The following is a 17,601-nucleotide window of genomic DNA, read 5'->3' as shown; positions in this document are numbered from 1 at the left end:
GCCATGTCCCTGCGCCGCACCCTCACCTTGACCACCCTCGCCGCGCTCACGCTGGCCACCGCCAGCGTGCAGGCCCAGACCACCGCGCACAACGGCGGCCGCCTGCGCGCTCTCATCGCACAAAAGCAGGCAGCCGCCGCACCGGCAGCCCTGTCTGCAGGCGTGCAGCGCATCGCCGATGTGCCCTACGGCACCGACCCGGCACAGCGCATGGATGTGTATGTACCCACCAGCCCCACCACGGGCACCAACAGCCTGGTGGCCAGCGCGGTGCGCGCGCCGGTCATCTTCATGGTGCATGGCGGCGGCTGGCGGCATGGCGACAAGGCCATGGGCCGCGTGGTGCAGGAGAAGGTGAACCGCTGGGTGCCCAAGGGCTTCATCCTCATCTCCATCAATTACCGCATGCTGCCCGACGCGCCCGTGGCCGTGCAGGAGCGCGATGTGCAGGCCGCCCTCATGGCCGCGCAGCAGCACGCGGGCACCTGGGGGGGAGACCCGAACCGCTTCATCCTCATGGGGCACTCGGCCGGTGCCCACCTGGTGGCCCTGCTCAATGCCCGCGCCCCGCAGGCACTGCGCGAAGGCGCCTGGCCGTGGCTGGGCACGGTCTCGCTGGACAGCGCCATGATGAACGTGCCCGCCCGCATGCGCGCCCCGCACCTTCCGCTGTACGACGACGCCTTTGGCACTGACCCTGCTTATTGGGTGGCGATGTCGCCCTTCCACCAGTGGACGGCGGGCGCTCCGCCGATGCAGATGGTGTGCTCCACCCAGCGGGCGGACGACCCCTGCCAGCAATCCGATGCCATGGCCCGCCACGTGCGCAACCAGGGCGGCCGCGCCGAGGTGTTGCCGCAGGACCTGGACCATGGCGAAATCAACGCCCAACTGGGCCTGGAGAGCGACTACACCCGGGCGGTGGAGGCCTTCATGGGATCGCTGGACGCTGAGGTGGCCCGGCGGCTGCAGTGATGCAGCGGCAATTTGCTCCTGAATCAATAGCTGCTAGCGCTTTATAGATAAGCGCTAGCAGCCATTTTCATTCAAATTTCGCCTGCAGGTAGGGCGCCAGATACCGCCCCGTATGGCTGGCCGGGTTGGCCGCCAGCTCCTCGGGCGTGCCCACGCCCACCACGGTGCCACCGCCTGCACCACCCTCCGGCCCCATGTCGATGAGCCAATCGGCGGTTTTGATCACGTCGAGGTTGTGCTCGATGATGACGATGGTGTTGCCCGCGTCGCGCAGCTGGTGCAGCACCTTGAGCAGCAGGTCAATGTCGGCAAAGTGCAGGCCCGTGGTGGGCTCGTCCAGGATGTAGAGCGTGCGGCCCGTGTCGCGCTTGGAAAGCTCCTGCGCCAGCTTCACGCGCTGCGCCTCGCCGCCCGAGAGCGTGGTGGCTGCCTGGCCCAGGCGGATGTACGACAGGCCCACGTCCAGCAGCGTCTGCAGCTTGCGCGCTATTGTTGGAACGTCCTTGAAGAAGGCGGCGGCGTCTTCCACCGTCAGCTCCAAAATTTGGGCAATGTTCTTGCCCTTCCACAGCACTTCCAGCGTCTCGCGGTTGTAGCGCTGGCCGTGGCAGATGTCGCAGGGCACGTACACGTCGGGCAGGAAGTGCATCTCCACCTTCACCACACCGTCGCCCTGGCAGGCCTCGCAGCGGCCCCCGGCCACGTTGAAGCTGAAGCGCCCGGGGCCGTAGCCGCGCTCCTTGGCGGTGTTCACCTCGGCCATCAGCTCGCGGATGGGGGTGAACAGGCCGGTGTAGGTGGCGGGGTTGCTGCGCGGCGTGCGGCCAATGGGGCTCTGGTCGACGTTGATGACCTTGTCGAAGTACTCGATGCCCACGATCTCGTCGTGCGCGGCAGGCTCTTCGTGCGCGCGGTACAGCTGGCGGGCCACGGCGGCGTACAGCGTGTCGTTGACCAGCGTGCTCTTGCCCGAGCCCGACACGCCCGTCACGCAGGTGAGCAGGCCCACGGGGAAGTCCACCGTCACACCCTTCAGGTTGTTGCCCGTGGCGCCTGCCACCCGCAGCGCCTGCAGGGCGCCCTGGCGTGCGTGGTGCTCGGCCATGCGTTCGGCGCGGCGTTTGCTGGCTTCGGTCTGCGGAAAGCGCGACTTGGCCTTGGCCTCCACCACGGGTGCAGCCTGCTCGAGCACCGGCAGCCAGGGCGTGCGGCGCGGGGGCACGGCAATCGAGCGCACGCCCGACAGGTACTGGCCCGTGAGCGACTGTGTGTTGCCACGCACTTCGTCGTACGTGCCCTGCGCCATCACGCGCCCGCCGTGCACGCCCGCACCGGGGCCCATGTCGATCACATGGTCGGCGGCGCGCATCATGTCTTCGTCGTGCTCGACCACGATCACGCTGTTGCCGATGTCGCGCAGGTGTTTGAGCGTGGCGATCAGGCGGTCGTTGTCGCGCTGGTGCAGGCCGATGCTGGGCTCGTCCAGCACGTACATCACGCCCGTCAGGCCCGATCCAATTTGCGAGGCCAGGCGGATGCGCTGCGCCTCGCCCCCGGAGAGGGTCTCGGCGCTGCGGTCCAGGCTCAGGTAGCTCAGGCCCACGTCGTTCAGGAACTGCAGGCGCGTGGCGATCTCGCGCACGACCTTGTCGGCGATCTCGGCCTTGGCGCCCGTGAGCTTCAGGTCGTTGAACCAGGTGTGGGCGGTGTTCAGTGTGGCGTGGCTCACTTCAAAGATGGCGCGGGCCTGCTCGCCCTCGCCCAGCCGCACGTGGCGGGCTTCGCGGCGCAGGCGAGTGCCGTGGCATTCGGGGCAGGGCTGGGTGCTGCGAAAGCGCGCGAGGTCCTCGCGCACCACCACCGAATCGGTCTCGCGGTAGCGCCGCGACATGTTGGGGATGATGCCCTCGAACGGGTGCTTCTTGGCATACACCTTGCCCTTGGAGGCACCGCTGTCCATGATGTAGCTGAAGGCGATTTCTTCCTCGCCCGAGCCGTGCAGGATGGCGTGCTGCACCGGTGCCGGCAGCGACTCGAACGGCGCCTCGATGTTGAACGCATAGTGCTTGGCCAGGCTCTCGAGCATCGCAAAGTAGTAGCCGTTGCGCCGGTCCCAGCCCTTGATGGCGCCGCTGGCCAGGCTCAGCGTGGGAAAGGCCACCACACGCGCCGGGTCAAACACGTCGCGCTGGCCAATGCCGTCACATGCGGGGCATGCGCCCATGGGCGAGTTGAACGAGAACAGGCGCGGCTCCAGCTCGGGCAGCGAATAGCTGCACACCGGGCAAGCAAACTTGCTGCTGAACAGGTGCTCTTGCCCCGTGTCCATCTCCAGCGCCAGCACGCGGCCATTGCCCTCGTGTCCGCCCACTCGCAGCACCGCCTCGATGCTCTCGGCCAGGCGCTGCTGCAGGTCGGCGCGCACCTTGATGCGGTCGATCACCACGTCGATGTTGTGCTTCTCGGTCTTCTTGAGCGCGGGCAGGTTCTCGTGCTCGTAGATCTGGCCATCCACCCGAAAGCGGACGTAGCCCAGCGCCTGCATCTGCGCAAACAGTTCGGTGAACTCGCCCTTCTTCTCGCGCGCTACGGGCGCCAGCAGCATGAGCTTGGTGTCTTCGGGCAGGGCCAGCACGGCATCCACCATCTGGCTCACCGTTTGCGCGGCCAGCGGCAGGTTGTGGTCGGGGCAATACGGCGTGCCAGCGCGGGCGTACAGCAGACGCAGGTAGTCGTGGATCTCGGTCACCGTGCCCACGGTGGAGCGCGGGTTGTGGCTGGTGGCCTTCTGCTCGATGGAAATCGCGGGCGAAAGGCCTTCGATCAGGTCGACATCGGGCTTGTCCAGCCGCCCCAGAAACTGCCGCGCATAGGCCGACAGGCTCTCCACATAGCGCCGCTGGCCCTCGGCATACAGCGTGTCGAACGCCAGGCTGGACTTGCCCGAGCCCGACAGCCCGGTGATCACCACCAGCTGGTTGCGCGGGATGTCGAGGTCGATGTTCTTGAGGTTGTGCGTGCGCGCCCCCCGGATGCTGATGCGCTGCTCACGCAGGGCGCGGGCGAGGTAAAGGCCGCTGCTGTCGGCAGCTTGGGCATCGGTGGGGGAATGGGAGTCGGTCACGGAGTGGGGAAACAGCAGGGAAACCGACCATGATAGGTCAAGCCCCATGCCCTGTGTTGCAGCTGCTGCCATGCCAGTACCATTGCACGCCATATTCATTTGCCTACGCCAAAGTGACCGATCCCACACCACCCCACGTCCCCCATGTCCATGCCCAGGCGCTGACCGTGACCCGTGCGGAGCGCGAGCAGCTGGGAGGCCACCCCGGCCGGGTGGTCTGGCTCACCGGCCTGTCGGGTGCGGGCAAATCGACCATTGCCAATGCGCTGGAGCGGGAACTGAATCGCCAGGGTAAACGCACCTACATCCTGGACGGCGACAACATCCGCCAGGGGCTGAACCGTGATCTGGGGTTTTCGGACGCGGACCGGGCAGAGAACATCCGGCGTGTCGCACAAGTGGCCCGCCTGTTTGTGGACGCGGGCGTGATCGTGGTGGTGGCTTTCATTTCGCCCTTTCGTGCAGAACGCCAGGCGGCCCGGGAACTGTTTGCCCCGGGCGACTTCCTGGAAGTGTTTGTCGATGTGCCGCTGGCACTCGCCGAAGAGCGCGACCCCAAAGGCCTGTACCGCAAGGCCCGCACGGGCGAGTTGCGCCAGTTCACCGGTATTGATTCGCCCTACGAGCCACCGCTGGCCGCCGAGCTGGTGCTGCCCACAGCCCAGCTCACGCCCCAGGAATGCGTGCAGCGGATCTGCGCTTTGCTGTGAGCCTTTGGGCCGGTCAGCCATGCCTTGGGAGCCGTGCCACGCCCCGCACATGCCCACGCGAATCACAACTCCTGCCCAATGGGCGAAAATCCCTGCTTTACCTGCCCCATAGGGCACCACCGTGCCGGATTCTCCTTCTTCACTTGCGGGCGCTGCCCCACCGCCCCTGTCGCCATCGCCTTCCGGCAACGCCATGACCCCGCAGGAGCGCCGCTCCAGCCTCAGCCTGGCGCTGATCTTTGCGCTGCGCATGCTCGGACTGTTCCTGGTCCTGCCTGTGTTTGCGCTGGAGGCCCGCAAGTACCCCGGTGGGGATGACCCCGCCCTGGTCGGTCTTGCCATGGGCATCTACGGCCTGACACAGGCGGTACTGCAGTTGCCGCTGGGCATGGCCTCCGACCGGTTTGGGCGCAAGCGCGTGATCGTGCTGGGTCTTTTGGTGTTTGCAGCGGGTAGCATGCTGGCCGCACTCGCCGATTCGCTCACGGGGCTGCTGGTGGGCCGCGCGATGCAGGGCGCCGGTGCCGTGTCGGCCGCCGTCACCGCCCTGCTGGCTGACCAGACGCGTGATGCCGTGCGCACCAAGGCCATGGCCCTGGTGGGTGGCAGCATCGGGCTGATGTTTGCCGTCGCGCTGGTGGCCGCACCGGTGCTGGCGGCCCACATCGGGCTGGCGGGCTTGTTCGGGCTGACCTGCGCCCTGGCGCTGGCAGGCGTGGCGGTGGTGATTTGGTGGGTGCCTGCAGAAACCGCGCAGCACCAGAATGCGCCCCGGGGCCGCCTGGCCGATGTGTGGGCCCACCCCGACCTGCTGCGCCTGAACCTGGGGGTTTTCGTTCTGCACACCGTGCAGTTGTCCATGTGGGTGGCCGTGCCGGCCATGCTGGTACAGGCGGGCCTTACCAAAGACCACCACTGGCAGGTCTACCTGCCTGCGGTGGTGCTCTCGTTTGCGGCCATGGGCGGGCTGTTTGCGCTGGAGCGCGCGGGCCGCCTGCGCGCCGCCCTGCTGGGTGCCATCGCACTGGTGCTGCTGGTGCAGGCAGGCCTGGGCCTGCTGGCGGGCAGCGGCAGCACACCCACACTGTGGGTGCTGGGGCCGTTGCTGTTTGTGTTTTTCTGCGGATTCAATGCGTTGGAGGCCAGCCAGCCCAGCCTGGTATCGCGCATGGCGCCGCCGCAGCTGCGCGGCGCGGCGCTGGGCAGCTACAACACGCTGCAATCGCTGGGCCTGTTTGCGGGCGGCGCGCTGGGCGGCGCCCTGGTGAAATGGGCCGGCGCGCCGGGCCTGTTTGCCGCCACCACCGTGCTCACGGCGCTGTGGCTGGTACTGACCTGGCCCCTGCGGCCCGTGGGGCGCGGCGGCCACTGAGTGGTGGATCGCGCCATGCCGCCAGAGCTTCCATTGCGAGCCGGTTGCGGCACAATGGCGCGTTTGGCGCCCGGAATCCTTCTCCAAATCCGGCGCTTCTTTCATCCCTTTAAGGCAAAAACAGCACCATGGCATCCGTAAACAAAGTCATCATCGTCGGCAACCTGGGCCGCGACCCTGAAATGCGCACTTTCCCCAGTGGCGACCAGGTGGCCAACGTGACGATTGCCACCACCGACAAGTGGAAGGACAAGCAGTCTGGCGAAATGAAGGAAGCCACCGAGTGGCACCGCGTGGTCTTCAACGGCCGCCTCGCCGAAATCGCTGGCCAGTACCTGCGCAAGGGCTCGCAGGTGTACGTGGAAGGCAGCCTGCGCACCCGCAAGTGGACCGACCAGAGCGGCGTGGAAAAGTACAGCACCGAAATCCGTGCTGACCAGATGCAGATGCTGGGCAGCCGCCAGGGCATGGGCGGCGGCCAGGGTGGTGGCCAGCAAGGCGGCGGATACGACGATGGCGGCTACGGCGGTGGCGACCAGGGCGGCGGCTACGACCAGGCCCCCCGCCGCGCCGCGCCCCCACCACGCCCCATGGCGGCCCCTGCCCAGCGCCCTGCGCCTGCGCCCGTGGCACAGCCACCCCGCGCAGCCTCGGGGTTTGACGACATGGATGACGACATCCCGTTCTAGAAGCCGCGCTTTCCAGTTTTGTAAAAAGGCCCGCAGCACACACGCTGCGGGCCTTTTTTTGCGCCCGCATGATGGTCAAGAAGCGCTGAGAGGCTGAGGCAGCGGCACGCGGCGCTTCTTCTACAACGGCCAGCGTCCTCCCCACCCCCTCAGTTTGTCCAGTGCGGCACGGGGACAACGGCGCCAACACTTTCTTACACCGGTTGCGCCCAACTCGAAGATCATCGGGCGCTTGTTGGCGGCTGGCCTGCGGTGCCGCCAGCAAATTCTGGTTAGTCACAACAACATTCAACAGCACAAGAGAGGGATAGCCATGCCAGGCTTTGTTCGCAAGATTTTGATTTTCATCACCGGTTACGCGTGGCTGCTGCTACTGGCCGGGCCCGGCCTGATCGGCCTGTCGCTGTACAGCGGCTGGAAGGCCGATGGCGACCACGCCTACGCAGCGCGGGAAAGCCTGCAGACCGTGGCAGGCACGGTGACGCAGGCTTCGGAGGTCACCGTCAAGCGCAAGCGCCGCGCTACCAAGCAGTTCTACGAAATCAGCGTCCAGCCCGAAGGAGCAGGCGCCGAGGCCCGCAAGCTGCGCATCGACTACAGCACACCCCAGGAACTGGTGGGCAACCTGATCGACGAAAAAATCACCGCTTTGGTGGACAAGAGCGACAACGACCTGGTGTACGAAGTGGCGGTCGATGGCAAGCCCGTGATCAGCTATGAGACCACCAGGCAGCGCCTGCAGGCCGAGGCAGCGTCCTCCGCCCGGTCCTTCAGCGGCGCTGGCACCTGGATCTTCGCGATCCTGCTGACGCTGATCGGCGCCGCCGGTGTGTGGTCCAACCGCAGGCTGCGTGCAGCGGACTCCAGCCAGCAGCTCAGCGCGGCCTGAGAAATTTTCACAGAGAGGGAGGGAGGAGGCGCCTGGTGCGCCCCTCCCGTGATTTCACAACCAACACACAGAGCGAGGAATGCGCCATGAATCCCAATGTCCTGACCCCTTCGACGCCGGAAGGCGCACCGTTTGAACGGCGCGATTTCATCGTTGCTACCTACAAGCACCTCGGTGTGGCCATGCTGGCCTTCGTGGTGCTTTCCGCCGTCCTGATGGCGACCGGATTTTCCGGCACAGCGGCCAAGATGCTGCTGGCCAGCGGCAACAAGTTCCTGTGGCTGGGCGTCATGGGCGCGTTCATGCTGGTGGGCTGGCTGGCCTCGTACATGGCCGACAACGCAGAGAGCCCGCAAACACAGCTGATGGGCCTGGGCCTGTATGTGCTGGCCGAAGGCCTGATCTTCGCGCCGATGTTCGGCATCGCCCAGATCGTGGCCCCCGGTGCCATTGGCGCTGCGGCCTTCATCACGCTGCTGCTGGTGGGCGCGCTCACCTGGACGGCGTTCACCACCAAGACCAACTTCTCGTTCCTGGGCGGCATCCTGAAGGTGGGCGGCCTGGTGGCCCTGGGCACCATCATTGCCGGCGCCATCTTTGGCTTCAAGCTGGGCATCTGGTTCTCGGGGATCATGGTGCTGTTTGCCGGCGCCTGCGTGCTGTACGACACCTCGCGCATCATCCACGACTACCCCGCCGACCGCCCTGCGGGAGCTGCGCTGCACCTGTTTGCATCGATCGCGCTGATGCTCTGGTACGTGCTGCGCATCCTGATCAGCCTGGCGACCAACGACGACTGAGCCACCATCCTTGAAGCCCCGCGCGGTGGCAAGGGCCGGCTCCTGCAAAGGGGTCGGCCCTTTTCTTTGAAGCAGGCTAAATCCAAGAAAAAACAGGCTCTAGCGCTTGATGAATAAGCGGTAATAGCTATATTATTGATAGCAAATGATCGTAGATGCATTCAGGTGCACCTGACAGGCGTGGCCCAGCCGTCGTCCGAGGTCGCATTCCCCGTGGGCGCACCGCAGCCCCACAGCCTGCCGCCCAACTCTGGCATGCCATTTTCCTGTCGTCCCTTGCGCCCGCTGCTGGCACAATTAGAAACAGCAAGACAGCCAGCATGCACCTGTGCGCGCTCGCTGGCCCGTCGATAACGCCTCGCGCGCCACGGCGGCATCTCGACGACTCCCCATTACCTACTGATCCTCTTTCTGTCCATCATGCGCAAATACTTCTGGCTATCCTTGACCTGTGCGGCCTTGCTCGCCAGTTGCGGCGGCGGCTCGTCCGACGGCGAAGACGTGGGCCCCGCCCCTGGCGTACAGCAATACCCCGGCGGCGTGTGGGAGGGCACGGTGGGTACCGGCGCTGCGCAGCGGCAGGTGGTGGGCTACATCGATCCCGGCCCGCTGGGCACCGGGGGCGAGTTCTACATGGCACGCGAGGCCCCGGGCGCAGCGGGCTTTGATGCGTTTTACGGGCGCCTGAATGTCAACGTCACGGCAGTGCTGGCCACTGGCGTCACGTACTACTCGGTCCAGGACGGCAAATTTGCCACGGGCCTGACGCTGCGTGGCACGGCATCGAACAGCGGCAAGATCGGCCGCACCGACGGCATCAGCGGCAATTACTCCGACCCGGTGCAGACGGCGGCTGCGTCTGGCGCGGTGGTGCCGATCAAGCTCTCGTACAGCAGCCTGAACTTCCACCCCGCACGCGCGAGCCTGGTCGAGGGCACCTACCGGGGTACCGGCCTGTTTGGCGGTGGATGGGTACTCACCGTCACCCCACAGGGCCAGCTCTCGGGCCGCATCGGCGGCTGCCTGGTCACGGGCACGGCCACGCCACGCGCCGCAGACTCCCCGCTGTATTCGATGACGCTCAATCTGTCGGGCGACACCACCTCCTGCGAGGCCAGCGGCACGCAGCAATCCGGCATCGCCGTGCTGCGGTTTGATGCGGCAGGGGTGCCCAACGGCATCTGGGTGTTCACGCGCAATGCGACGGGCCCGAACAACACCTTCACCCTCAACGGCATTGCCGACCCCCGCACCACCGTGCCGCCTTCCACCACGCCGTTGTCGGTGGCAGGCAACTGGCAGGGCTCCTTCACGCTGCCTGCAGGCGTGATTGGCGATACGACCGTCTGGGGCAGCGTGCTGCCGGACGGCGGCCTGTTCTTCTACACCAACAGCAGCCTGGACCACAACGCGCTGTATGGCCGCCTTATCCGCTACGAGAACAACGTCACGAACAACCGTTTTGTGACGGCCAACGATGGCGTGTTCTTCAACCGCCTGCTGGCCAACACGGGCGCCTACAACGAGTCCGTGCTGATCGACGGCACGCTCCAAAGTGGCGATGGCACCAGCACCGCCGGCCTGTTCAGCGGCAGCTTCAGCTACCCAACGCAGCCAGGCGGTTTCCCCACCCGCTTCAGCGTGACGCCCGACCCGCTGTACGCGCTGCCCTCCGGCAAGGTGCCCAACGCGGCTCTGATCGTTGGTACCTACAAGATGGCTGGCACGGGTTTTGGTGGCGACACCACAACGCTGACGGTGTTTGCCGATGGCGCCATCACGGGCCTGACCACCAGCGGCTGTGAAGTGGCGGGCAAGCTCCTGGGCGAACTGGGCAGTGGTCTGAACCTGTACCGCGTCGAGGCATTCGGCTACCTCAACAGCCCCAACGCACCCATCACCTGCGGCCTGTCCTCAGGCCCGCCGCAGTCCGGCTCGGCATCGGCACAGTTCGATGCGAATGGCAAGGTCATTGGCCTGCGCATTCTGACTGCCGGGTTGTCCGTGGCTGGCACACGTGCCCACACCGTGTTTGTGGGCGCCAAGCAGACCACGCCGTAACGGCAGGGAGCACCCCTCGCGCTAGGCGGGGGGTGCTGCAACCGGGCAATCACTGCGGTACCCCTGTGGTCGGCCCATGGGCCTTGGCTTACAGCGCCTTCACCCCGCGCAAGCGCCATGTGGCACGCAGACAGTGCTCCCGCCACAAGCGGGTTGCCCATAAAAAAGGCCCGTCGCACGTGAAGTGCGACGGGCCTTTTTGTGGCTTGCAGAGAGCGGGTGAGCGCCCTGGAAAAGTTCAGTAGCTATACGGTGACCGCAAGGGGTTCACCGGGAACGCCTGCAGGCCGTTGTAGGGCTGGAAGGCATAGCGCACATACAGGCCACCCGCGAACTCGCGGTAGTTGCGTGCGTTATTGAGCGACAGGTGCCCACCCACGAACACCTGCGGATGCATCTGGTATTCCATGGCCGCACCCAGGTTGTAGCCCAGGCCCGTGCGGGACTGGCCGGGGTAGATGGCCGTGGCGCCCGTTTCGCCAAAGGCCAGCGCGTCGGCCGCTGCCTGGACGGCAGACACCTGCCGCGATGGGCTGTTGGGGAAGTACGGCGCCGCATCCTCCTTGAAATACTGCACGCCCACCGAGCCCTTGAGCTGGTAGGACAGGCGGCCATTGCGCTGCGCCCATTCGACGGGAATGCCAAAGGACACGAACTGCTGGGGACTGAAATAGCCACCGTGGCCCACCGTGAAGTAGCGCAGGTTGCGCTGGTACGACAGCCCCGTGAAGCTCAGGCCCGCCGTGAGGTCGGCGTTCGATGTGCGGTGCACATGCCAGTACATCCCGCCACCCAGCTCGGCCCGCGCATTGCTGCGCACGCGGGTACCGGTCAGGCCATGCAGCGAACCGTACCCATAGATCCCCAGTTCACCGTCGTCCCAGGTCAGATCAACGCGGCCCCCCGAAGCGGACACGCCGCCCCAGCGGTCGCCGGTCCGGGCATCACGGACACCGGCAAACGACAGCAGGCTGTCGGTCACCGGGCGGCGCGAGAGGTCCACGGCCACGGTCAGGTCGTCGGTGATGGCTGTGCGGTATCTCGCGCCTGCCGTCACATCGGACTGGCCGAAGCCCAGCGGCGTGCTGCCGATGTCTGCCCGGAAGCCTCCGCTTTCATAGCCTACGCTCAGGCCGACGCCGCTGTCGCTTTGCGAGCCAGCACCGCGTTCGGGCATGGCCAGGGCCGTGACCGGGCCACCACCAAAGCGGCTGATGGTGCCGTAGGGAGAGCCGGGCGAACCTGCGCTGGCGCCCGTGGGCGTTACGCCCAGCAGCAGGTGACCGTCACCCACGCTCATCTTGAGCTGCACGGGCGCTTCGATCTCGGAAAGCTGGCTCATGCCTGCCTCGCCCTGCCGTGCGCGCGCAACTGCGCCCACGGAGAACGAAGAAATCTGGCTTTGCTGCACTTCGCGCAGCTCATCGCGGGCCGTGCGGGGCCGCGTGGGGTCGGGCACGTTGCCCAGGCCCGCCGTGGACCAGGCAGAAGGTGCTGCAGGAGCAGGCATTGCGCGTTGCGCAGGCAAGGACTGGGCGCCGCCCGCATACCCACCACCGTAGGCCTGTGCAGGCGTGTAGTAGCCCGCCGCAGCCGGGGCCGTAGCGCCCATCGGCTGCATGGGTTGTGCTGGCGGCACGTACACAGGTGCCATGGCCGGCGCCGCCGCAGAGGCACCCACCGACCGTGGGGTCGAAGAAGGCAGTGCCGCAGCGTTGCGCCGCGCAGCGCTCGTCGAAGCCGCCGTGTCAGCCGCCGCCACCGGGCTGGACGCCTCGGGGTAGTAACTGGCGGGCGTCATGGGAGCGGCCTGCGCATAGGCCTGCGGTGCCGTGCCAAAGCGGCTTGCACCGGCCGGGTCGGGAATGTAGAGGCCTGCAGGTGCGTTGTTGCTGCGCGCTACTGGCTGGGCCGCGTACTGCTGGGGGGTGTAGCCCACCGGCGACCGTGCGACGGCTGCGGCACCAGGCACTGACAGCCCGCCCCCGGCACGCTGCTGCAATGCCGCGCGCTGGGCAAATGGATTGCCCGAACGTGCAGGCCCCGCCGCCACGCCACTGGCGGCCAGCACGGCATCGCGCTGCGCGTTTTCGGCAGCAACGGCAGCCGTGAAGAACTCGGTGGCCTTGGAATTCTTGCCCTGCGCCCGGTACAACCGACCAGCGGCCGTCAGCACTTCGGGATCACGCGGCGCGCGCGCCAGCGCCACGGACAGCAGCGACTCCGCATAGCCATAGTCCTTGGCGCCCGTGGCCATGGCTGCGGTCTGCAGGATGAGGGGCACGTCATTGGGAGACTTTTCCAGCAGCCGCGCATACAGCGCCTGCGCCTGGGCATAGTCGTTGTTGGCCGCGTACATGCGGGCCAGTGCCGCCATGGCCAGGGGCTCGTCGGGCTGCTCGGCCAGCAAGGGAACGAGCGTGTCGTAGGCCGCGACCAGGTCGCCCGCCTCGCGCAGGCCATCGGCCTGGCGCACGATGTAGGCGCGGCGGATGTCGCTGAAACTCTTGCGCTCGCGGTCATTCATCGGGGCCGTCTGCAGCTGCCGCAGGATGCCCGCCAGTTCCACATCCTGCTGGGTCTTGAGCAAGGTGGCTGCGTACTGCAGGCGCAGGCCGACATCGGGCCGGGGGGTGCGCGCCAGCACCTGGCGCACCATGCCGAGCGCGCGCTGCGGATCGCCAGCGTCCGCGTAGGCCAAGGCCATGGCGCCCAGCAATTCGGGGTCTTGGGTGGCAAAGGACTCGGCCTGGGCCAGGGTGGCCAGGGCTTCCGTCTGGCGACCTTCGGCCGCCAACGCCGACGCAGCCGATGCCTGCACATGCACCCACACCCGCTTTTGCAGCGCGGCGATGTCACGGGTGCGGTGCTTTTCTGGAACGCGGTCCAGCAGCGCCAAGGCGCTGGGCCAGTCACCAGCCTCCGAGGCCAGCAGGGCGCTGGCATACAGGGCCTCGGGCATATTGGGGTTGGACAGCAACAACCCGTCCATCACGCCCCGCGCCTCGGCCACCGCGCCCATGCGCAGGTACAGGCGGGCCAGGTCCAGCCGCACCCAGGGGCTGGCCGGATCGTTCAGCAGGGCATCTTCCAGCGCTGCGCGGGCGGCGGCGGTATCGCCACGCTCCGTCGCTGCGCGGGCCTGGCCCAATGCCTGCGCAGCACGCAGGCGCCCCAGGGCTCCCACCTTTTCTTGCTGCGAGGGTGACAGCTTCTCCACCAGCGCCAGGGCTTCGGCCGCCTTGTTGTTCTGCGCCAGCACGCCCACGAGGCCCCGCACCGCGTCGGGGTTGTCGGCCTGGCGCGCGAGCACACGGCGGTAGGCCGCCTCGGCGGCGTCGTACTGGCCATCTTCGACCAACAGGTCTGCCAGGTCGGTTTCGGCCGTGACTTCGGCCGGATTCAGCCGCACAGCCTGCTCCAGCGAACGCCGCGCTGCCGCTGTCTCACCGCGTTCGCGTTCGGAGGTGGCCTGCTCGACCAGGCTCCAGTAGGTGGCACTGTCGAGCGCCTGTTTCCAGCGGCTGGCCGAGCCCGCACGCGAGGCCCGCTCCAGCAGCCCGCGCGCGTCGGCAAACCGTTCCTGGCGCAAACGCAGAATGCCCAGGCCACCCAGCGCATCGCCGTCGGTGGGACGGGATTCGAGCACGTTCAGAAATGCGGCCTCTGCAGCATCCAGCTCGCCATCGTCCAGGGCCTGGAACCCTGCTGTCGTCCGCTGGCGCAGCGGGTCGGCCGTCCGGACGGAAGCTGCCTGAGACTGTTTTTGCAGGTTCTGGGCCTGCACCAGGCGCGTCTGCACCGCAGTGTCTCCGGGATTGGCGCGCAGGAATTCCTGGTACAGCGGGATGTCGGCCGAGCGATTGCCCGTCCAGGCCAGCGCCTTGCGCCAGCTTTCCGTCGCCGCCTTGCCCACATCGGCGCGCCCGGCCAGCCGCGACAGCTGGGCGATGCCTTCGCGGCGCGTGGATTCGCGGTAGGTCAGGTGTTGCGCCAGGGCCAGCGCAATCTGCGGGTCTTCGGGCGATTCCTGCGCCAGGCGGTTCAACCCCCGGCGGGCCTCGTCCCAGCCGCCTGCTGTGGCGCCCAGCGTCTGGTAGTACTCCAGCGCCAGGGGGCCGGTGGGAGCGCGGTCTCCCAGTGCCGCCTGGTAGGTGCTCAAGGCCTGGCTGGCCTGCCCGCTGCGGGCCTGCTGGCGCGCAGTTTCGATCTGGGGTGCGCTGCGGCCCGTGCGGATGGATTCCTGCAACCGGCTGACCAGCGGGCTGCGCGGATGGGCTGCCTGCAACTGGTTCAGGTAGCGCTGGGCGCCCTCGGGGCGGCGGGCGTTGAGCTCCACCAACGCCATCCCATAGAGGGCCTGGGCGTTCTGGGGGTTGATGCGCAACAGCTTCTGCCACGCCTCACCCGCGCGTTCCGTGTCGCCGCGCTCCTGCCAGTACTGCCCCTGGTCCAGCAGGGTCTGCTCGGCCCCGGTCTGCGCCCAGGCAACGGGGGCCATCAGCGAGGCCAGCAGCCCCATGGCAAGTGTTTGATGACGACGACGTTTGGAGGACATGCCTTCCTTCTCCCTGCGAGGCTCCCGGCCACCGAGGTGCCGGGAATGTGTTGCGTGATTCAGAAACAGCCGGGCGTGCTTTGCACCGCCTCAGCCTTTTTGCTTCAGCCGGGCCCGTGCGCGCGCTCTCAGCGACAGGTACATGATGATCGCTATCAGCACCGCCGCCGACACGCCCAGGACAATCAGCAACAGCGGATTGCGCGAAAGAAACCACTGGGTATACAGCAAGGGGCCCAACTGACCCACATGGTAGTTTTTCTCGGCCACCAGGCTGTCCACCTGCTTGCCCCGGATGACCGTGGTGCTGCCCTGCACGTGTTTGAGCATTTCGGCATCCAGCAGTGCATCCATCACTTGCGACAGACCTGCAGGCTGGTTGCTGGCAACCAGCACCACACTGCGGCCACCGCGCAAAGGCGATTCAAAACCTGCCACCAGAGCATCGGTGCTGTCGCTGGAAAACGCAACCTGGCTGCGCCGTGCGTGCACGCTGGAGTCCTCGCCAAAGCCCCACCAGCGCAGCAGGCGGTTGGCGAAATCCGACATCTGGAAACTCTTGGTTTCGCCCTGCAGGAGGGCCGGAATGGAACTGGCCCATTGCTTGAGCAGGGGCTGGTTGCCGCCGGAGGCAATGACCAGCAGGTCCTTGTCGGCAAGCCGCTCCACCTGCTGGGCCTGCGCCACGGTCACGCCCAGGGCAGGGTATCCCGTGACGCGCCCCATGACACCCATCAGGCCCAGATAGGCCGCGTACTCCTGCGCACCCGGCTTGTCCGGCATCACCACCGCAGATTCAGAAAGGTCTGCCATGCGTGTGAACGGGAACCCTGCATTGCCAAAGGCCGCCAGATCCGGCATGGCGATGAAATGCGGAAAACCGGAGATGTCGATGGTCGAGTCGGCCTCGACAGAGCCCCGGACGTTGTCGAGTGGCACGTCCTTGCAGGCGCCCTGCTTGACCACGTCATAGTAGTAATGCATCTGCAGCTGCGACTGGGCCGGCAGCTTGAACAGCGGGATGTGGAAAGTCTCGCGCTCCGGCGCCATCTCGCCCTTGGGGACCACCTTGGTCAGCAGGCGGTCCAGAGCGCCGGGTTCTTCATGGTTCACTGCGTGCAGGGGCAACGAACGCAGGAACTGCTGGTTCACATTGATGTTGAGGGTGGACTTGTCCGGGTTCGGGCGCGGGGTATAGCGATACCGCAGGTCCACCGGGATGCCCTTCTGGCGCCATGCGAACAGGTCGGGCGGCAGGAAGAAGTTCAGGCGGATCAGATCTGGCGAGTAGCCGGACACGTTGAGCGCATCGGCCTCGACCAGTTCACCAAATTTCACGGGCCGGTCATTGGAAAGCCAGTTGGGCGCGTCGTACGGCTTGCGGGGCTTGAGTTCCGTGACCTCGGTGATCCGTGCCAGCGGGCCGGACAGGGCCGAGGAACCGATGGCCAGTGCCTTGGCGGCAACGCCAAGCTCGGCCTCGTCCCGCCCCATGACCAGCAGCAGCTTGCCATGGCGGTCTGCCGGGTGGCTCACCACGGCCACGGTGGGGCCCTGGATGTCTGGCAGGGTCAGCCCGGCGGGCGCTTGCGCCTTGCCCGCGATCATCACCACCGCGTTGCCGCGCGCGGGGAGTTCGCCCACCAGTGACGGGAACCTCGCTCCCCGGAAACCCGCCAGCGCGCCAAACCAGGATGACATCGTGCCTGCGGCCTGCAAGGTGCCCGTGTTGGGCACTGCGCCGAACACCATCGGCAGCTCCAGCGGGCGCACATCCCGGCGATCAAAGAAAGGCTGCGGCAGCAGCGCCAGATCGTTCGTCTGGGCCACGGGCGCCACCGTCAGTTCCAGCACGCTGTCGTTGCCGACGTTGGCCCACAGGCTGGAGTGCAGCGGGTCTTCGCACTCCATCGTGTAGTGGCCGATCAGCTGCAGGTTGAGCCGGTTGAACTCGGTGATGAGGCGCGGCGGGATGACGATCTCGCGCTGCAGGTTTTCGCCCGCCTGCTGCGTGGTCACCGGAATGGTGGCGGCCACCTGCTCGTTCACCAGCACCTTGATATGGGACAGGTTGGGGAGCAGGGCGGGCGAGTAGGAGTAGTTCAGCTTCAGTCGCGCGCCTGTGACCACTTCGTCGTTGCGCACGCTGAACGCCACACCGCTGGTGCCGTCCACACCCCGCAATTGCAGCGGAAACAGGGCCCCCAGATCCTTGAAACTGGTGCGGTGTACACGCACTCCACTCTCGGTCGGTTGCGCCGCAGCCAGCATTTCCGCCCCAGCCAAGCCCGCTGGTGCAGGGGCCGCAGCAAGTTGGGATACGGGCACGGCCGTCCCTGTCAGTACCAAGGCCAGCATGGCAGGCAGCATGCGCTTGCGCGGCAGCCGCGCTGTCGGATGTCTTTTGGGAATCATGGTGTCGA

The 17,601-nt window shown here is 66.8% G+C and carries 10 protein-coding genes; 7 read left to right on the top strand and 3 right to left on the bottom strand.

Going from position 1 to position 17,601, the window contains the following annotated elements; genetic code table 11:
• The first annotated feature begins 3 nt into the window (after window positions 1–3).
• Window positions 4–975, top strand: a complete 972-nt coding sequence (locus tag LPA35_RS12150) for an alpha/beta hydrolase (protein ID WP_228897152.1) — start codon at window positions 4–6, stop codon at window positions 973–975.
• 67 nt (window positions 976–1,042) lie between these two features.
• On the opposite strand, the gene uvrA is transcribed toward LPA35_RS12150, so the two are convergent.
• The gene (uvrA, locus tag LPA35_RS12145; protein WP_228897151.1) at window positions 1,043–4,099 is read right to left on the bottom strand and encodes an excinuclease ABC subunit UvrA; all 3,057 of its coding nucleotides are present in this window, start codon (window positions 4,097–4,099) and stop codon (window positions 1,043–1,045) included.
• Between the two features lie 113 nt (window positions 4,100–4,212).
• Between uvrA and cysC the strand changes: the two genes are divergently transcribed.
• The 6 genes from cysC (at window position 4,213) to LPA35_RS12115 (ending at window position 10,620) form a co-directional block, all read left to right on the top strand.
• Window positions 4,213–4,809, top strand: a complete 597-nt coding sequence (gene cysC, locus LPA35_RS12140; protein WP_055400369.1) for an adenylyl-sulfate kinase — start codon at window positions 4,213–4,215, stop codon at window positions 4,807–4,809.
• A gap of 193 nt (window positions 4,810–5,002) precedes the next feature.
• Window positions 5,003–6,181, top strand: coding sequence for an MFS transporter (locus LPA35_RS12135; protein ID WP_228897303.1), 1,179 nt, complete (start codon window positions 5,003–5,005; stop codon window positions 6,179–6,181).
• Between the two features lie 128 nt (window positions 6,182–6,309).
• Window positions 6,310–6,870, top strand: coding sequence for a single-stranded DNA-binding protein (gene ssb / locus LPA35_RS12130; RefSeq protein WP_055400317.1), 561 nt, complete (start codon window positions 6,310–6,312; stop codon window positions 6,868–6,870).
• 313 nt (window positions 6,871–7,183) lie between these two features.
• Window positions 7,184–7,759, top strand: a complete 576-nt coding sequence (locus LPA35_RS12125; RefSeq protein WP_228897150.1) for a hypothetical protein — start codon at window positions 7,184–7,186, stop codon at window positions 7,757–7,759.
• 86 nt (window positions 7,760–7,845) lie between these two features.
• Entirely contained in the window at window positions 7,846–8,559 is a 714-nt protein-coding gene (locus LPA35_RS12120; RefSeq protein ID WP_121421645.1) for a Bax inhibitor-1 family protein, read from the top strand.
• 420 nt (window positions 8,560–8,979) lie between these two features.
• A complete protein-coding gene (locus tag LPA35_RS12115; protein WP_228897149.1) occupies window positions 8,980–10,620 on the top strand; it encodes a hypothetical protein in 1,641 nt (546 codons plus the stop codon).
• A gap of 238 nt (window positions 10,621–10,858) precedes the next feature.
• Here LPA35_RS12115 and LPA35_RS12110 read toward each other — a convergent pair whose 3' ends face one another.
• Both LPA35_RS12110 and bcsB read right to left on the bottom strand, forming a co-directional pair.
• Window positions 10,859–15,178 carry a cellulose biosynthesis protein BcsC gene (locus LPA35_RS12110; RefSeq protein WP_228897148.1) on the bottom strand — a complete coding sequence of 1,440 codons (4,320 nt, stop codon included), beginning with the start codon at window positions 15,176–15,178 and terminating at the stop codon, window positions 10,859–10,861.
• A gap of 90 nt (window positions 15,179–15,268) precedes the next feature.
• Window positions 15,269–17,593, bottom strand: a complete 2,325-nt coding sequence (gene bcsB / locus LPA35_RS12105) for a cellulose biosynthesis cyclic di-GMP-binding regulatory protein BcsB (protein WP_121421647.1) — start codon at window positions 17,591–17,593, stop codon at window positions 15,269–15,271.
• Window positions 17,594–17,601 lie beyond the last annotated feature (8 nt).

This window comes from Acidovorax sp. Leaf73, from assembly GCF_916855635.1.
GTDB classification, from domain to species: Bacteria; Pseudomonadota; Gammaproteobacteria; order Burkholderiales; family Burkholderiaceae_C; genus Acidovorax; species Acidovorax facilis.
Note: the sequence above shows the minus strand (reverse complement) of the source record. Positions and strands in the feature narration are given on the sequence as shown.

Bases quoted from the DNA above. Each gene is read 5' to 3' on its own strand.
- LPA35_RS12115 (WP_228897149.1), top strand. From the start codon at position 8,980: ATGCGCAAATACTTCTGGCTATCCTTGACCTGTGCGGCCTTGCTCGCC.
- LPA35_RS12125 (WP_228897150.1), top strand. From the start codon at position 7,184: ATGCCAGGCTTTGTTCGCAAGATTTTGATTTTCATCACCGGTTACGCG.
- LPA35_RS12110 (WP_228897148.1), bottom strand. From the start codon at position 15,178: ATGTCCTCCAAACGTCGTCGTCATCAAACACTTGCCATGGGGCTGCTG.
- LPA35_RS12150 (WP_228897152.1), top strand. From the start codon at position 4: ATGTCCCTGCGCCGCACCCTCACCTTGACCACCCTCGCCGCGCTCACG.
- LPA35_RS12120 (WP_121421645.1), top strand. From the start codon at position 7,846: ATGAATCCCAATGTCCTGACCCCTTCGACGCCGGAAGGCGCACCGTTT.
- ssb (WP_055400317.1), top strand. From the start codon at position 6,310: ATGGCATCCGTAAACAAAGTCATCATCGTCGGCAACCTGGGCCGCGAC.
- LPA35_RS12135 (WP_228897303.1), top strand. From the start codon at position 5,003: ATGACCCCGCAGGAGCGCCGCTCCAGCCTCAGCCTGGCGCTGATCTTT.
- bcsB (WP_121421647.1), bottom strand. From the start codon at position 17,593: ATGATTCCCAAAAGACATCCGACAGCGCGGCTGCCGCGCAAGCGCATG.